The sequence below is a fragment of the Paraburkholderia sp. BGA-UO-ETr-F21 genome (genome assembly GCF_059567925.1).
Genome location: NZ_JCAQOY010000026.1, coordinates 1 through 17558 on the forward strand (window position 1 = coordinate 1; position 17558 = coordinate 17558).

A 17558-nucleotide genomic window follows, 5' to 3' on the forward strand; every position below is an offset into this window, starting at 1 on the left:
CTCGCACGTGATTATGAACGGCTGCCCGAAACCCTTGCAGGACTTCATTTCGTGGTCTTCGCAATGCTCATGCTCGTTCACGCAGTGCCAGTACTTCAAAGTGCCTAACACGCTCTAAGCGGCGGCATTTGCAGCCCTTCGCGGTTTTTCTTGCGGCGTGGTGACGCGCGACCTTCGTTCGCGTATAAACGATTGTCATGCGCCGCGCGAGTTTCTTGTTTGTTCATGCATGTGCGCCATTCGTCGCACAATTCCCGGAGTATTGCCGTGATTTAGCCCGCTTGCCATTCCATTGGTACGATGGGTTGCCATGCTTGCGGGCGCTCGCCGCGACATTCGGCTTCAAGGTGTTGGTCGAATCGACTGATGTAAACCAAATTTGTCAAGCTGTTTCAAGTTGTTAGGGTTCTAGTTTTTAAGCTTGGCCGCTTTATAATCGGGGCTTCATAAGATTGGCGTTTGAGCGCGTGCCCGCATTGCAAGGGCGGCGGCGGGCGTCGACAAGAATCCGCACCACAACGCGCGGTAGCAGGTCAGTGAACCATTTCGACCTGCCGCCAACATCTTAGAAGGGAAATTCATGATTCTGGTAACGGGCGGCGCCGGTTTTATCGGCGCCAATTTCGTGCTCGACTGGCTCAACGCGTCGGACGAAGCGGTACTGAACGTGGACAAGCTGACGTACGCCGGCAATCTGGGTACGCTCAAGTCGCAACAAAACAATCCGAAGCACATTTTCGTGCGCGCGGATATCTGCGATCGCGCCGCACTCGACGCGCTCTTTGCCGAACATAAGCCGCGTGCCGTGCTGCATTTTGCCGCCGAGAGCCATGTGGATCGTTCGATCCATGGCCCGGCTGATTTCGTGCAAACGAATGTGGTCGGCACCTTCACGCTGCTCGAGGCGGCCCGCCATTACTGGAATGCGCTCGGTGAGGCGGACAAGGCCGCGTTCCGCTTCCTGCACGTGTCGACCGACGAAGTGTTCGGCTCGCTTTCCGCTACCGATCCCCAATTCTCCGAGACCACGCCGTACGCGCCGAATAGCCCTTACTCAGCCACCAAGGCGGGTTCCGACCATCTGGTGCGCGCCTACCATCATACGTATGGCCTGCCGGTGCTCACCACGAACTGCTCGAATAACTACGGTCCGTACCAGTTCCCTGAGAAACTGATTCCGCTGATGATCGCCAACGCGCTCGGCGGCAAGCCGTTGCCGGTCTATGGCGACGGTCAGAACGTGCGCGACTGGCTGTATGTCGGCGACCATTGCAGCGCGATCCGCGAAGTGCTCGCGCGCGGCACGCCGGGCGAGACGTACAACGTCGGTGGCTGGAACGAGAAGAAGAACCTCGAGGTCGTGCATACGCTGTGCGACCTGCTCGATCAGTCGCGTCCGAAGGCGGGCGCGTCGTACCGCGATCAGATCAGCTATGTGAAGGATCGTCCGGGCCACGACCGCCGTTATGCGATCGACGCGCGCAAGCTCGAACGCGAACTCGGCTGGAAGCCTGCGGAAACGTTCGAAACGGGCCTCGCGAAGACGGTCCAGTGGTATCTGGACAATCAGGAGTGGTCGGACGAAGTCGCCTCCGGCGACTATCGCAAGTGGGTTGATACCAACTACGCGCAGCGCGCGTAAAGGCACGGCAATGGCGCGCAAAGGCATTATTCTCGCGGGCGGCTCGGGCACACGCCTGTATCCGATCACGCACGTCGTATCGAAGCAGTTGCTGCCGGTGTACGACAAACCGATGATCTACTACCCGCTGTCCACGCTGATGGTGGCGGGTATTCGTGACGTGCTGATCATTTCGACGCCGCAGGACACACCGCGTTTCGAGACAATGCTCGGCGACGGCAGGCAGTGGGGCATGAACATTCAGTACGCGGTTCAGCCGTCGCCGGACGGTCTTGCACAGGCGTTCATCATCGGCCGCGATTTTGTGGGCAATGATCCGTCCGCACTGATCCTTGGCGACAACATCTTCTACGGCCACGATCTCGCGAGGCAGCTAGAACGTGCTGATAAGCAGGAGCAAGGCGCCACGGTGTTCGCGTATCACGTGCACGATCCGGAGCGTTATGGCGTCGTCGAATTCGACAGGCAGTTCCGTGCGTTGTCGATCGAAGAGAAGCCGGCCAGGCCCCGCTCCAACTACGCCGTCACCGGTCTGTACTTCTACGACAAGCAGGTCTGCGATATCGCCGCCGATATCAAGCCGTCGCCGCGTGGCGAGCTTGAAATCACCGACGTCAACTCGCGTTATTTGGCCAACGCCGCGCTCAATGTCGAGATCATGGGGCGTGGCTATGCGTGGCTCGACACGGGCACGCACGATTCGCTGATCGAAGCGGCGACCTTCATCGCCACGCTGCAGAAGCGTCAGGGACTGGTGGTCGCGTGTCCTGAAGAGATTGCGTACCGGCGGCAATGGATCGACGGCGAACAATTGCAGGCTCTCGCCAAACCGCTCGCCAAGAATGCCTACGGGCAGTATCTGCAAAACATTCTTACGGATCAAGTGGCATGGCCATCCAAGTAACCGCTACTGCGCTGCCTGAAGTCAAGATCATCGAGCCGAAGGTGTTCGGCGATGCGAGAGGTTTTTTCTTCGAGAGCTTCAACGCGAAGGAGTTCGCCGAGCAGGTCGAACCGGGCGTCGAGTTCGTGCAGGACAACCATTCGCGCTCCGCGAAAGGCGTGCTGCGCGGCTTGCATTACCAGATACAGAACGCGCAGGGCAAGCTCGTGCGCGTGGTTGAAGGCGAAGTGTTCGACGTTGCTGTCGACATCCGCAAGAGCTCGCCAAATTTCGGCAAGTGGGTGGGTGTCACGCTGTCGGTCGAGAACCATCGACAGTTGTGGGTCCCGCCTGGTTTCGCGCACGGCTTCGTGGTGTTGTCGGAATCCGCGCAGTTTCTCTACAAGACCACGGATTACTGGTTTCCCGAGCATGAGCGCAGCATCGTCTGGGACGATCCGTCTATCGGCATCGAGTGGCCGATCGACGAGCCGTTGCTGGCAGCGAAGGATGCGGCGGGGAAGCGATTGAGTGAAGCTGAAGTTTTTGCTGGGGGTTTTCAATGACTCCACATGATGAACAAACCATTCTGCTCACCGGTGTGAACGGGCAAGTGGGCTTCGAGTTGGTGCGCAGCCTGCAGGGCTTGGGTAAGGTTGTCGCGCTCGATCGCAGCGCACTAGACCTTGCTGACCTGGAGTGGGTGCGTCGTGTAGTGCGCGAGGTAAAGCCGGGACTCATCGTCAACCCGGCCGCTCACACGGCGGTCGACAAGGCGGAAACTGACGTCGACGCGGCGATGCGCCTGAACGCTGAGGTGCCTGGTGTGCTGGCCGAAGAAGCGAAGCGCCTCGGCGCAGGGCTGATTCACTATTCGACGGACTACGTATTTGACGGCACGAAGGATGACGCGTATGTCGAGAGCGATGCAGTCAATCCGCAGAACGTATATGGCAAGAGCAAGCTTGCGGGCGAGCAGGCAATCGCCGCCGTAGATTGTGCACACCTGATTTTTCGTACGAGTTGGGTGTACGGCACGCGGGGCAAGAACTTCCTATTGACGATGCTGCGCCTTGGCGCGGACCGCGAAGAACTGAGCGTCGTGGCGGATCAATTCGGCGCGCCCACGTGGTCGAACACCATTGCGGCGCTGAGCGCGAATGTGCTGTCGCAGGCCGCGATCAATGGCCGGGACGAATGGTGGCAGGAGCACTCGGGGATTTATCATTTGACCGCGTCGGGCAGTACTTCTTGGCACGGCTTCGCTGAGGCCATATTCGAGTTTTCCGGACATGAAAAGAAGCCGCGGGTAAAACCGATTCCTGCAGCATCATATCCGACCCCAGCAGCCCGTCCGGCTAACTCAAGGCTGTCAAACGCCAAGCTTCAATCGACCTTCAACGTTTGTGCGCCGGACTGGAGAGATGCGTTGCTTCTCTGTATGGGCGAACTTTGACGTACCCAGCGAATCGTCCAAGTTCGGGCAGTGTCGTCATATTTTTTTATCCCGACACGGCTTGCATCGAACTTGCCAATCGTCTTGCTTCGAAAACGTATTGTGTCGTAGTCGACAACACGCCGGGGAAGTACCAAGTGTCGAATTTAGCGCCTGAGATCAAATACATCCCGAACGGCGACAATGTGGGTGTCGCGACTGCTTTAAACCAAGGTATTGCCGAGCTCATCACGGCGGGCTGTTCTTCGGCGCTGCTTTTTGACCAGGACAGCCAGCCGGCAGACGACCTGGTCGCTCTGCTTCCGCAGTTGCTCATCGATCTGTCGCAGAAAGACGAGCATATTGCGGCGATCGCTCCTGCATATGATGACGAGCGGTTAGGAGGCGTCGCCCCGTTCGTTCGGTTCCGGCCGTTCAGATTAAAGCGTGTTCCGGCGGTTGGTGCTCAAGCCCTCGATGTCGATTTTTTGATCACCTCGGGGTGCTGCGTCAATCTGGCCTGTTGGAAAAACATTGGTCCGATGGATGACACGTTATTCATTGATTTTGTCGATCTGGAATGGTGTATTCGCGCGAAACGGAAGGGCTTCCGATTGCTCGGCATACCTTGGCTCACCATGCCGCATCAGTTGGGGGGCGAGCCGGTTCGAGTGCTCGGGCGTCCGTATCCGATGCACAGCCCGCTGCGTCACTACTATCTCTTTCGCAATGCCATTGCGCTTGTGCTTAGGCCTTACGTTCCCTGGACATGGAAATCGACCGAACTGGTTAAGCTCCCGGTTCGTCTACTTGTCTATTGTCTGCTGCCATCCCAGCGCATGGACCATCTTTCCATGGCGATTCGGGGTCTACGAGATGGGTTGAGGGGAAGGCTTGGAAGACTCTCGCAATGAATCCGAGCTTGGCCGCTGGCGTCTCGGGTCGCAGCATGGTTTGTGGGTGTCGTCGCCTGACGCCGCTCGCAGAACACTGGTCTAGCGCGATCCGTCTTGGCATCGCGCTTCAGTATTCTCCCACGGCCAGGAGCAGCGGCGCCATGGAAAGTCTCTGGGCTCGAAGGAGCCGTGGTCTAAACCGCTCAGAGCCACCGTTGCGACGTTGTAGCATAGCCTTTGACAGACTGTCTTTCATATCGAACCATGAACCAAGCTGCGTATCGCGTGCTTCTGCTGGACACCAAGCACATCAATCCGAACCACTACATGTGTATTGGAGTCGAGCGGGCGCTCCGTCGTCACCCGCGCGTCGAGGTCGTGGTGAACGCCAATGCACTTAACGCGATTGCGTTGGCTCGCGAAATGAGATGCAATGTGCTGTTGGCGTTCGACGGCGAAGAACTGAGAACTGACACGGTTGCGCGTGTTAAGTCGATTTGTGGTTTAGGTGTTTTGTGGGTCAGCGAAGATCCGTACGAATTGCATAAAAATGTTGTCAATGCACGCTTGTTTGATCTCGTGTTTACCAACGAGGAATCATGCCTAAGCGCTTACGGGGCCAAAGGGCGATTCTTGCCGCTCGCAGGTACTCACGATTTCCATAGCATGCGGGTCGCCGATCGGTCGAAATCGCTCCTATACGATGTCTTTTTCGCAGGAACTATCTGGCCGAATCGAGCCGAATTTTTTCGGGAGATCGTTGGCTCGTCCGATGATTTAAAGTTCAAGCTCGCGTTGCCTGCTAATCGATTCTTGCCGCCTCATCGGCTTCCGTTGCCGGACAGTCAGATCTCCTGGCGGTGCTCACCGCCGAACTTCGCTCGCTTTGCGAATCGAAGCGTCGCGACAATTCTGTTGCCGCGGGTTTTTTCTTCCGTTGAAGGCCAGGCCGAGTCTCACACGCCGCCGCCGAGGGTGTTCGAGGCCGCGTTAGCCGGGACTGTGCAACTCGTGCCACAATCGATGACTGAGCTTTCGGCCTATTTCACACCAGACGAACATTTTCAGTATTTCGCCGATAGCGGTGATTTTCTGAGAAAGGTCCGAGCGCTAAAGGCTGATCGGGGTTATAGAGATTCGATTGCAGAGGCGGCACGCCGTCACGCGCTGGAAATGCATTGTTATGAGAACCGGATTGACACGATCATTTCAGAGCTGGATGGACTACGGCAAGCGGCGGACGAGAACGCGACTTCTTCAGTGACGCCGCTCTCGCGCAAGAAAAATGTGCTGTTCGTTTGTCATAACATTGTGGCACGGGGCGGGTTTGGTGGCGTCGAAGTGTATCTCGACCAGATTCGTCTCCAGTTGCTTCCCCAGTGCAATGTATTCTTTTATGTACCGGCCGAAGGTAGTGCGCGATCAAATTCCACAGTGCTTTTGGATGCGGACTATCAGAAAATTCAAGAGTTCAAATTTGGAAACTTGGATCCTTTGTTGGCAATTTCGGATGACGAGCGCGAAAATGCCTTTCACAATGTTTTGTGTGAAAGAGAGATTGACTTGGTGCATTTTCAGCACTTCATAGGCCACGTTCCGTCGTTGGTCTATGTTGCGCGCGCGCTTGGGGTTCGCACGGTCTTTACTATGCACGATTACTATCCAGTATGCGTGGAATTCAATTTAATTTCGTTTAAAAACGCGTACTGCCATGCCCCTGACATACCAATTTCGCAATGCGATGTCTGTCTGGCTGAGAAGCGAGGCTTGCCGGTCGGCTCGCAATCAACCCGCCGAAATTTTTGGGCGGCAGTGCTCAATAAATGTGATCGACTGATTTTCAATACGGCTTCGGGGCGCGATCTTGTGCTTAGGATCTATCCTGAGCTCGCGAATCACCGTGGCCTTCGGATTCTACCAGTACCGATTAGTCACCGTGAGCCTGCGAACGAGAAGAAAGGTGGTGGCCGTCTGAAGGTTGCCCTCTTGGGCAATGTGACTATGCAGAAAGGGGGCGACGTCCTGCTGCGAGTCATAAGGACGCTCAGGGATGCGGCGATAATGTTTTATGTGTTTGGTCGCATAGATGATCCTTATCTGTCGCTCGCTGATGAAAATGCCTTTCCCAACGTCAAGGTCACAGGGACTTTTTCGCCGGGAAATCCTCCCGCGGAACTTGCCGAGTGCCATGTATCGCTCCATGTGTCCGTCTGGCCCGAGACCTATTGCTTGACACTATCGGAGGCATGGCAGCAGTTACTCGTTCCGATCGTGACGGATATAGGGGCTTTGGGCGAGCGTGTCGAACATGGCGTCGACGGCCTCAAGATTCCGCCGCAGGAAGAGGGCGCGCTGCGTGATGCGATCATGTTCCTTGCGGAAGATAGGGGAGCGCTGTCACGAATGCAGGCGACAATCAAGGACCGGCGCGATGTCAAAATTAGTACGATGACGCCGCACGTCCGGGACCTGTTATTGGAGTATGAGATGCTCACGCGTGATGTCCCCGCTCTTGGACACGAGACGGTCGGGCCTTCTACGGGAATGTCAATCGGTGATCTGGGGATTTCCTTGCAGTCGAGGTCGTGGGTCGCGGACGGAGGTTCTATCCCGCGCCTGCAAGCATTATCGAAGGTCGGGATTACTTCCGACCGGGTGAGGCGGCTTATCGCTATCCAGCGGCGCGAGGGGTATATGGCAGTAGGAAAAATTATCTGGAATGTCGCCAAGCGAAAGGTGACCTCGCGATGACCAAAGTACTGATTTGCAGCGGCTCCCCCGACCGCCTAAGCAACAACGCCGTTTTGCGTAGCTACGTGGCGCGCGGCTTCAGCGCGTTGATCGGTGCAGGTGCGGTTGTCTCTTGCTCCTACGACACGGCGGAAGCCCATCTGGAGACTTTTCGGCCGAACGTGATACTGGTATTTGGGTCGTGCATGCCCGCTTCTGTCTCCTATTTGCGGCTCAAGCGGTATTGCATGAAAAATGATGCGTTACTCGCCTTCTGGCTTCACGACGATCCCTACGAGTTCGATTACAACTACAAAATCAACGAAATTGCGGATCTAATATTTACGAATGACCAGTGGGCCGCGACCCACTACGAACGGGACGGCGTATTTCATTTGCCTTTGGCGGCCGATCCAACAGCTCACTTCCGGAAGCGACCCGCAACGTACGCACGCGACCTTTTTTTCTGTGGCGTTGGATTCCCCAATCGCGTCAGCCTCCTCCATGATTGCGGGCCTGCGCTATCCGGTCTGAACGTGATGGTGCGCGGTGCTGGGTGGCCTCAAAGCATGAAGTTCGCCTCCAACGAGCGCGTGCTCAATGAAGAGTTAGCTGACTTTTACGCCGACTCACTCGTGACTTTGAACGTGGGGCGCACCCACGACCTTGCGAACCGAAGGTTCATGCTTGTGCCTTCCACGCCGGGGCCACGAACCTTCGAGGCGGCAATGTCCGGTGCGGTACAATGCATATTCGTTGAGGGACTTGAAATCGAGCAATATTTCGACCCGGAAAACGGCGAAGTTCTGTTGTTCGATTCTCCTTCAGAACTACGGCGGCACATCGACTCGTTACGCGACGATCCTGCGCGAGCATTGCAACTCGGCTTGGCCGCGCAAGGCCGTGCTTTGTCGGCCCACACTTACCGTCACCGAGCCCAGGTCGTACTCGAGAAATGTATGGATGTTGGCGTGGACAAACGAACTGCGAGTGCGGACGATGGCCCAAAGTCGAGGAGTGCAACAGGTGGCGCGTTCCACTGATACACGCATTTGCGTCCGGTCCCATCCTACTACTTACCACTGGTTATCACGGATCGCCTAAGGGCGACTCGTAAAACTTTTTCGCGACACTAACTACTTGTGGATACGAACGAAATCACCGTAATGGAACAAGAGAAAGCCGGGAACCTACGGAGCGGCTTTTCGGAGCTTGTCGACGCTCTGCGGCAACCCCATCTCTGGGCACTTCTTGCTTGGTACGATATCCGCCAGCGCTACCGGAGGTCGGTACTTGGGCCGTTCTGGGTAACGATTTCGACCGGCATCATGATCGGTACGATGGGTGTATTGTGGTCGGTGTTGTTCAAGATGAAAATTGGTGAGTACCTCCCATTTTTCACTGCCGGAAATATTATCTGGACGTTTTATTCGGCCCAGATCAACGAGGCATCGACTGGATTCGTTCAGTTCGAAAGCGTAATAAAGCAAATAAAATTTCCAATGCCGATATACCTGTTACGGCTGCTTGTGCGAAATTTTATTATTATGTTGCATAACGCCGTCATTATTATTGCTGTTATATCTATATTGGGGCCAAGTTGGAGTTGGGAGGTTCTGTGGGTTTTCCCTGGGTTGTTCGTTGGTTGTGTAGCGATGTTGGGTATTTCTATGATTGTGAGTATTTTTTGCACCCGATTTAGAGATATGCCGATGATCATTCAAAACGCAATAATGGTGATTTTTTACGTCACACCGATTATATGGAAGCCCGGCGTGCTCGGTGGAAAATATTCTTGGATTATCGACTTTAATCCGCTTGCGCATTTGATTGAAGTTGTCCGGGCGCCGCTGTTAGGCGAATCGATTAGCGCTGAATCTTGGCTTTGGTCCATCGGGACAGCCGTGGTTACTTGTTTGATCGGGATTGTCTTGCAGGGTCGATACCAGCGGCGCATCGCATATTGGTTGTGAGCTGGATGTAAAAGATACGGGAATCATCATATGAGAAATTCTTGCATAATTGCGGACAACGTTGTGGTCGAGTTCCCGATTTACAATGCGTCGCACCGATCGCTTAAAAAATCATTGTTAAAGGCGACCACGGGGGGGCGCGTAGCTTCCGATGCTGGTAATCGGGTAGTCGTGCGCTCACTTGATGATGTTTCATTCCGCATCTCGGCCGGCGACCGGGTCGCGTTAGTGGGGCACAATGGATCCGGAAAAACAACGCTCCTGCGTGTACTGGCGGGTGTATATCCGCCTGTTAGTGGCCGCCTCTCTGTACAGGGCAAAATCGTCTCATTAATCGATATTTCGCTGGGTATGGACAGTGAAGCAACGGGCTATGAAAACATCTTTTTACGCGGCGTAATGCTTGGCATGAAGCCTGCGGAGATCTCGCGGAATGTACAGGCTATTGCCGACTTCAGCGAGTTGGGAGAGGACTACCTCAATATGCCCATCCGCACATATTCCAGCGGTATGCAGCTTCGTTTGGCTTTTGCTGTAGCGACTACGGTACCTGCTGATGTGATCTTGATGGACGAGTGGCTGTCGGTTGGAGATGCTTCTTTTAATGAAAAGGCACGCGAGCGCTTGAACCATATGGTGAATAACGCTTCGGTGTTGGTTCTCGCGACTCATTCGCCGACACTCGTGCAAAGCGTTTGCAACCGTGCGTTTTATATGGAACACGGACGGCTCGTTCGAGATGAAATCGTCACTTCCCCGGAAGCTGAGTGATTGGGGAACGCCCCATACTGAGGTCTACGGGCAGTCTTAGGAAAATCGAGTTTCTCCGGGAGTTCAGAACGGTAGCGTCCGTTAAGCGATCGGAAGCCCTCGTTTAGCGGCTATGGTACACCTGTTGTCCAATGACACTAGGCCGACACCGCGACGCGTTCCCTTTTGAGTGCGGCATGCTTGATTGGTTTGAGCCGCTAGATAGGATTGCTGCAATTCGAGAATTGGGGCCGACTGCGTTGACCCCGGAAGCGTGATTTGTGGTGCAAAAACGTTTAACTTCAAAAAGGGCCGTTGTGGCGAACGTGAACGAAATTAAGACCAAATATGGCATTCTTAGCGTCCCGGACGCAGATCGGGACGTCGTGGGACATCACCTTCGGGAGTTTGGCGAGTGGGCTTCGCTTGAAGTCGAGTTCATCGCCGGTGCGATGACCAAACGCGATATCCGAGTCCTTGACGGCGGCGCTTTTTTGGGTACCTTCGGGTTGGGATTGGAGCGTCACGCGAGCGTCGCGAGCATATGTTTCGTGGAAGGCAATAGCGCTGTTACGCCGTTGCTGAGGAAAAACGTAGAAGCGAATTGCCGATCATCATGGTCCATCCGGGAAACCATCCTGGCTTCGTCACAGGCCAGGATCGCCCCACATCGTGAAGCGGACAATCTTGGGGCTACGTCTTTTCTGGCAGACGACGACCAGCAATCAGCCGATTCGTCGTTGCCGCGTGCAACTTTGCGTGAGATTGCTGAAGTCGACGGGCCGTTCGATCTGATTAAGCTGGATGTCGAGCAGCTTGAGTACGATATTCTGAAGGCCGACGAGGATTATCTGTCGACCGATGGCTGCGCGATTTGGGTGGAGTGCAATGAAACCCACTGGTCCTTGAAGGTCGCCGCATTGCTGTCGTCGATGAATCGGCATCTGTATTACTTTGCATTTCCCGCCTATAACCCGGATAACTTCCGTGGGAATCCAACGGCCATATTTCCGTGGGCGTATGAAGCAGGTTTGCTCGCTATACGGGAAGAATTACCACCTTTGGGCGAAAGTTTCGCGAAGCGCGGTTGCATTTTGCGCCGCATCTCGAGTGTCGCCGAGTTGAAGGGCGCGTTATGGCGTACTCCGCGATGGGGGTTCCCGGAGTGGATGAATGCGTCCGCTCCGGAGATTGTGGCGATTGCAGGGCGAAAACTTCGAGACGAGAATTTCGACGCCTTTCTGAACGAAGGCGTAAACCCGGGTCCCCTTGTATTTGATCTGCTTGATCACGCGCGTCAGGCGTTGACCGCGGAGCGGGAAGCGTTGATCCGAGCAAACGCCAAGTTGGCGGCGTTGGATCAACTTCTGCGCTCGCGTGATGATGATCTGCGAAAAGCCCGCCTTCAACTGCGGGAAGCGGAGGGGAAGTTGGCGCATGCTTCCGCACTCGCTTTGGATCGGTTGGCTGCATTGGGCGCCGAGAGGGAAAAGAACGCAAATCGAGGAGTCGAGCCGCACGAAAATCCAAACGTGAGCGCGATTGCTTCGCTATATGCGAATGTGGACGCGACCCGCGAATTGCGTGCAATAACGTCGAGTACATATTGGCGTGCGGGCGCTCCATTGCGGCGGATTGCGACTCGCTCGCCCGCTTTGAGGGCGACGCTTGTGGCGCTACGGCGTGCGGCGGGCAAAATAGCGCGGTCGATGCGTTGATAGGGCTAACGGAATGATTGATTCTCTTAACATTGAGGCAGCGCTTGCTGAGGTTGACCAGTACACGCTCAGTCTGGTTAGTCAGGAGTTTGACGGCCAATATTACCTGGCGGCTTATCCCGATGTGAAGGCGAGTGGGATTCCTCCGTTGCTCCATTTCGTTACAACGGGATGGCGGGAGGGCCGCAATCCGTCAAAAGACTTTGACGTTAGCTATTATCTTGCTACCAATACCGACGTTGCAGACGCAGGGATAAACCCGTTCATCCACTATGTCTTGGCAGGACGTTCGGAAGGCCGTCAGTGTCGTCGGCCGCTCGACGTCTGGCGCCGGCAGCTTGAACAAGCAAGGCCGGTAGATGAGCGATGCGCAGACTGGAAGGTTACCGCTGACAATTCGGACGAGATCGATATCGACGCGATCGTTAAAGGACTTGCGATCGGCGCGGACACCGCTGGCGTGGTGGTGTCATTAAGTCACGACGATTACGGCGCAAATTTTGGCGGAATTCAAAATGTTATTGGCGACGAGCAGCGTACTTTTGCTGCCGCCGATTGGAAATACTTGCACCTTTCACCTGCGCAGCCCTTGCCAATGCTAGCCGACGCCACTAATCCGGATTCGTTTCGCTTTAAGGTACGTATCGGGGGAACACTGGCCGGAGTGGTTACCGCCCTGACGCTAAACGCCGCCCTGGCAACTAAAATCGTCCGTTCGGTGAAGCGCGAGGTGGTCATCCATCATTTGATGGGCCATGCACCTGAGATTGTCACTTCGTTGGTCCGCGCCATAGCGGTGTGTCGCCCGAAAGTCTGGCTGCATGACTTTTTTACGCTGTGCCCTAGCTACGCACTGATGCGCAACGACGTCAAATTCTGCTTTGCGCCGCCTGTTGATTCCGGGGGGTGCAACGTGTGCTCATACGGACGCGTCCGCAACCGGCATGTGGAAAGAATGGCTAAGTTCTTTGCAGATCTCGTACCTGATGTGGCCGCGCCGTCCCAGTCCGCGCTTGATTTCTGGCGGAGCCATTGTGCTTACCCGGCGGCCAGCAGTTCAGTCATTGCTCCCGGTCGTTTGTTGCTAACGCCGTCGGTAGAGGGGCGGACGTTCGGCAATAGAAAAGATAGCAAGCTAACCGTCGCCCATGTGGGCGCGCGGGTATTCCTCAAAGGGTGGCCGGTATTCGAAGAGCTGGCACTTCGCTTCCAGCACGATCCGCGTTATCGCTTTTTGCAGTTGGGGGCATCAGAAGGCGTGCCGTCACCAAGCTGCATTACCAACGTACCCGTCAAAGTCGATGCGTCCAATCGGGAAGCCATGATCGAAGCGATTGCGGAACACAATGTGGACATCGTCGTAAGCTGGTCGCTTTGGTCCGAAACTTTCTGCTTTGCAGTTCATGAGGCCTTGGCCGGTGGTGCGTTTGTGGTGGCACGTGCGGATGCGGGCAACGTCTGGCCGGCAGTTTCCTCACATGCTCCTACTCAGGGGCTCGCGTTGGAAAACGCGGACGCTCTTCATGCTCTATTTGAGGGGGATGCACTGCAATCTCTTCGTAGTCGGACTCGCTTTCGGGGAACGGTCATGCAGGGGGAAAATAGTCTCGACTGGATTCTCGCTCGTAATATTACCGACGTTGACGCTAGCGCGCGCACTGACTCGCAGGAGATTGGCCATGTCTAAAGTGCATTGTTTTACCAGTGCGTCATATTCGTACTTGGATCGTGTTCGAGTGCTCGGCGAAACCATCAAAAAGTTTCATCCCGATTGGACGTTCTGGCTATGTCTAACGGATACAGAGCCTGCAGGTTTTACGTTGGATCTTTCGACGGAACCGATTGACCGGATCACCCATATTAGCGAACTTGGGATAGCAGGTCTTGACGGTTGGATGTTTGAGCACGATGTCATCGAGCTCTGCACCGCTGTTAAGGGGCAAATGCTATGTCAGTTGCTTGAAAATGGGGCGGACAAGGTCGTTTATCTTGACCCGGATACGGCGATTTTTTCGTCTCTGTTGCCGATAGAAGATCTTCTTGATCGCCACGATGCAGTGTTGACGCCACATCAGATTCAACCGGACACGGACAAGCGCGCTATCATCGATAACGAGATCGGGTCGTTGAAATATGGCGTCTATAACTTAGGATTCTTCGCGGTCTCAAATACGCCGGAGGGGCGTCGTTTTGCACGTTGGTGGCGCGATAGGCTCATCGATTTCTGCTTTGACGATGTGCCAAATGGCCTGTTCACGGATCAGCGGTGGTGCGATCACGCGCCGGTTTTCTTCCCCACGCTTCATATCCTTAGAGACCCAGGATACAACGTAGCAAGCTGGAATCAGAGCCAACGGCCGATAGATATAAATGAAAACGGTGTGATAACTGCGGGTGGAAAACCGCTTCGATTCTTCCACTTTACGAAAGTTACGTGGATAGGCGAGCTAATGTTGGAGCGGTACGCCGGAAGTAGTTTCGCTGTGTTTGAGTTGATTAAATGGTATAAGCAGCGGTTAAGCGCAAATGCGGTTGAAGGTCTACCGAAAGGATGGTGGGGGTACTCCACATATTCCGATGGCACACCCATATCGCGCAGTGATCGGATTTTTTACCGTCAACGAGCAGATATTAAGCAGCGATTTGAAAATCCATTTATGGTCGGGCAGGACAGCTTCAAGGAATTTGCCGCGACGCAGTCTGCAAAATGACCTTTGCCACGGCCATCCGGACGTTCGGCGCTCAGGCGTCGATCGTCTCAAGCGCCTGCTCTACTAATGATGGATTGACGAAGTAATCGGCGTGTAGGCGAGAACCGTCATTGCGCTTAATAGGTTCGGTAAATATCCAATTAAATTGCTGACCCCGCAGTCCAGCCAGATCATAGAAAAAGAAATCGTAAAGACCCGGGTCAATGACCGTAAGCTGGGCTTGCGTCGGCGCAAAGACGGCATTTGTTAGACCAGCGCCGAGAGGGCCCATTATGTGGCTGGCGGCAGCGAAGGTTGCGACCTGTTCAAGGGCGGACATGGTTTCAGGGCGTACGATTTTAAAACCGTGTGCCTCCACTATGTGTTCGATCTCCGGCTCATTGCGCATGCTCCGATTGGCGTGACCAGACCGAGAAACATAAATTTTATCGAAGCGTTGCTTGGGTTCAACTGCTGCGGTGATCTTCGCCGCCATATTTACGACTGTATGAGATTTTTGCACATTATGTCGGGTTACCGGACCAGGCACGACAAGCTCGTCGACGTGTAACAAGGGGGTTGTCATGTCATACAGAGCGAATGCATTGCCATATGCAGCCCTCAAGAAGCTGTAAAAATGTTCGCGTAATTGGGCGGGGAGCGTGGGAACAATTAGCGTAATTGGGGTTAAACCGGAATGTACGAGGTTTTCGCATTTCGAAAGCATTTCGATGAGCATATGCCCATAGTTATTCTTCCCGGATTTCCAGATAAACGCAGCTCTCCCCGGCAGGTTGTCGACCTTGTACGATCCAATGTTCAGTAAATCGTCAAAACTTGGTAACGATGCGTGATTGATAGTTGATGCAGTTATCAACTTTTTTTGGCTGTCAAACAGGACGGTAAAATCTGAAGCGTACGCGTCGTTGTGGAAATAGATGTCCTGAGGCGGGACGTCAACGTAGTCGCGGCTAACCTCTTGCAGTATGAATTTTCGGATGTCATCTGCATGGCTAAAAAAACCAAAGAGATTGGGAACTTTTCTCTCATATCGGCTTGACGGCACTATCTCTATCCAGCGATCAGCTTCGTTACGTCTAATATTCACTTGTTCATAAGAGTCCATCTGCATTTCCTTCTACACTGAGCTGCATCGGTGCGTAGTTATTGGGCGACCTATTGAATAGGTAAGGCTACAGCGCTCCGGCTGCCGCTCGACGGTAACGCTGAGCTTCTCGTCCGGATGGTGAGTTTGACCTCAAGTGAGAATATAAGCCAGGTGGGCCCAAAAGGGGCCATTGGATCAAAGTTTGGCGGCCCTCGGGGTGCAAACGGCATAACCGCCCGACTTTGAACGAATGGGTACCTGATGAAGAGAGCGTCATGCTTTCCCTGTGGCGAAAAATTGACTTTTTCCGCAAAGCAATCAGGGACACGGCGATCGAATTGAGGGACGTCGAAGTCGCCCGCAAGTATCTGCGGCGTACACCCGGCGCGCAGTGTCACTGACCGGCGCTATGGAGCCATTTCGGGATCGGCGTATTGGCGCCACCAGATGATCGGCGCATAGGCGCCAGCGCAGGATCGGCGTTATGGCGCCAGTCGGTGACCGGCGTAAAGGAGCCAGTCGATGATCGGCGTATAGGCGCCACCGGCGCCGGGTGTTGAACGCGATTCGAACTTTCCAGATGGGTACGCTCCGTTCTTTCTGAACGGAGTGTCCATGACCAACCGGAGGTTCGAATTGTTTGAGTACCGTCAAGTCCTTGTCCGCATGCGGCAAGGCGATTCCGATCGCGACATCGGGCGTAGCGGCCTGATGGGTCGCAAGAAGTTGACCGCTGTTCGTCGTATGGCCGACGAGCGCGGCTGGCTGAATCCCGGGCAGCCGCTGCCTGACGATACCGTGATTGCCGGCGTGTTTGGCCGCACTCCACATTTGCCGAGCACATGCGTGTCCACGCTCGAGCCGTTTCGTGAGCAGATCCGTGACTGGCATGACGCAGGCGTTCAGGGCACAACGATTCACCACGCGCTGAAACGCAACCATGGCTATACCGGCAGCTACTCGGCGGTGCGCCGTATCCTGCTGGGCCTGAGGGCCGAACGCGGCGTGCCGGCCACAACGATCCTTGAGTTTGCGCCAGCGGAGGCCGCACAGGTCGACTTCGGCGCCGGACCGGTACTGGCACATGAATCGGGCGCACAGATCAAGACATGGTTCTTCGTCATGACCCTCTGCTGGTCGCGTCACCAGTATGTCGAGCTCGTGCTTGACCAGACCGTCGAGACATGGCTGGCCTGCCACCGTCGCGCCTTCGAGTGGCTCGGTGGCTGCCCGGGTCGCGTCATCATCGATTTTGTTGCCGGCAACAAAATCGATGTTCTGTGCCCGTGGCCGTTATGTGGCCTTTTTTCTTGAACCGCCCTCCGGAAGCTACTTCGTTGCCCTCGACAGGAACATAACGAGCTAGTTGTGGCATCTTGATCTTCCCACTTTACTTGGGAGATTGTCATGCTCGAGAACTACTACTTTCGTCCGGCGACCGTTGATCGCATTCGGACGTCTTGGATCGCGCCAGCGATCGAGCAATACGTCAACTGGCTGACAGAGCACCGCTACACGGCGCGTAGCGTACTGCATCGCGTTCCAGTGTTGTTTAGTTTCGGCGAGTACGCAAAGGCGCACGGCGCGAATGAGCTCATGCAACTGAGCGATCATGTCGAACCGTTTGTGCAAGATTGGATTCGGCGGCATGGGCGTGGACGAAGCGCTTCTCGAAGGAGCCGGTTTGCCCATGAGGTGCGCAATTAGACAGCGTCAAGCAGAACGGCCGGTCA

At 55.1% G+C, this 17558-nt stretch carries 14 protein-coding genes and 2 pseudogenes; 15 read left to right on the top strand and 1 reads right to left on the bottom strand.

Annotated elements, in window-relative coordinates:
* The 13 genes and pseudogenes from AC57B1_RS15415 to AC57B1_RS15475 all read left to right on the top strand — a co-directional run.
* Positions 1-108: pseudogene (locus tag AC57B1_RS15415) on the top strand (IS5/IS1182 family transposase); the annotation flags it as partial.
* A gap of 472 nt (positions 109-580) precedes the next feature.
* On the top strand, positions 581-1642 hold the full coding sequence (rfbB, locus tag AC57B1_RS15420; RefSeq protein WP_496417932.1) for a dTDP-glucose 4,6-dehydratase: 1062 nt from the start codon (positions 581-583) through the stop codon (positions 1640-1642).
* 10 nt (positions 1643-1652) lie between these two features.
* Positions 1653-2546, top strand: a complete 894-nt coding sequence (gene rfbA / locus AC57B1_RS15425; protein ID WP_496417933.1) for a glucose-1-phosphate thymidylyltransferase RfbA — start codon at positions 1653-1655, stop codon at positions 2544-2546.
* The gene (gene rfbC, locus AC57B1_RS15430) at positions 2531-3091 is read left to right on the top strand and encodes a dTDP-4-dehydrorhamnose 3,5-epimerase (protein ID WP_496417934.1); all 561 of its coding nucleotides are present in this window, start codon (positions 2531-2533) and stop codon (positions 3089-3091) included. The genes rfbA and rfbC overlap by 16 nt, the downstream gene beginning before the upstream one ends.
* Positions 3088-3981, top strand: coding sequence for a dTDP-4-dehydrorhamnose reductase (rfbD, locus tag AC57B1_RS15435; RefSeq protein ID WP_496417935.1), 894 nt, complete (start codon positions 3088-3090; stop codon positions 3979-3981). Before rfbC ends, rfbD begins: the two co-directional genes overlap by 4 nt.
* The gene (locus AC57B1_RS15440; RefSeq protein WP_496417959.1) at positions 3963-4874 is read left to right on the top strand and encodes a glycosyltransferase family 2 protein; all 912 of its coding nucleotides are present in this window, start codon (positions 3963-3965) and stop codon (positions 4872-4874) included. The genes rfbD and AC57B1_RS15440 overlap by 19 nt, the downstream gene beginning before the upstream one ends.
* A 246-nt stretch (positions 4875-5120) precedes the next feature.
* Positions 5121-7607, top strand: a complete 2487-nt coding sequence (locus AC57B1_RS15445) for a glycosyltransferase family protein (RefSeq protein WP_496417936.1) — start codon at positions 5121-5123, stop codon at positions 7605-7607.
* The gene (locus AC57B1_RS15450; RefSeq protein WP_496417937.1) at positions 7604-8629 is read left to right on the top strand and encodes a CgeB family protein; all 1026 of its coding nucleotides are present in this window, start codon (positions 7604-7606) and stop codon (positions 8627-8629) included. Before AC57B1_RS15445 ends, AC57B1_RS15450 begins: the two co-directional genes overlap by 4 nt.
* Before the next feature lie 123 nt (positions 8630-8752).
* Positions 8753-9559, top strand: coding sequence for an ABC transporter permease (locus tag AC57B1_RS15455; RefSeq protein ID WP_496417938.1), 807 nt, complete (start codon positions 8753-8755; stop codon positions 9557-9559).
* A gap of 30 nt (positions 9560-9589) precedes the next feature.
* A complete protein-coding gene (locus AC57B1_RS15460) occupies positions 9590-10330 on the top strand; it encodes an ABC transporter ATP-binding protein (protein WP_496417939.1) in 741 nt (246 codons plus the stop codon).
* A gap of 260 nt (positions 10331-10590) precedes the next feature.
* Positions 10591-12027, top strand: a complete 1437-nt coding sequence (locus AC57B1_RS15465; protein ID WP_496417940.1) for an FkbM family methyltransferase — start codon at positions 10591-10593, stop codon at positions 12025-12027.
* Positions 12028-12040: 13 nt separating this feature from the next.
* Entirely contained in the window at positions 12041-13714 is a 1674-nt protein-coding gene (locus AC57B1_RS15470; RefSeq protein WP_496417941.1) for a hypothetical protein, read from the top strand.
* Positions 13707-14738: a hypothetical protein gene (locus tag AC57B1_RS15475; RefSeq protein WP_496417942.1), complete on the top strand. Its 1032-nt coding sequence runs from the start codon at positions 13707-13709 to the stop codon at positions 14736-14738. The genes AC57B1_RS15470 and AC57B1_RS15475 overlap by 8 nt, the downstream gene beginning before the upstream one ends.
* 31 nt (positions 14739-14769) lie before the next feature.
* Here the strand turns inward: AC57B1_RS15475 and AC57B1_RS15480 are convergent, their stop codons facing one another.
* Complete coding sequence (locus AC57B1_RS15480; protein WP_496417943.1) at positions 14770-15843, bottom strand: glycosyltransferase family 61 protein; 1074 nt, start codon at positions 15841-15843, stop codon at positions 14770-14772.
* 618 nt (positions 15844-16461) lie between these two features.
* Here AC57B1_RS15480 and AC57B1_RS15485 point away from each other — a divergent pair.
* Together AC57B1_RS15485 and AC57B1_RS15490 are read left to right on the top strand one after the other, a co-directional pair.
* Positions 16462-17076: pseudogene (locus tag AC57B1_RS15485) on the top strand (transposase); the annotation flags it as partial.
* Positions 17077-17232: 156 nt separating this feature from the next.
* Complete coding sequence (locus tag AC57B1_RS15490; protein WP_496417944.1) at positions 17233-17532, top strand: hypothetical protein; 300 nt, start codon at positions 17233-17235, stop codon at positions 17530-17532.
* The last annotated feature ends 26 nt before the right edge of the window (positions 17533-17558 follow it).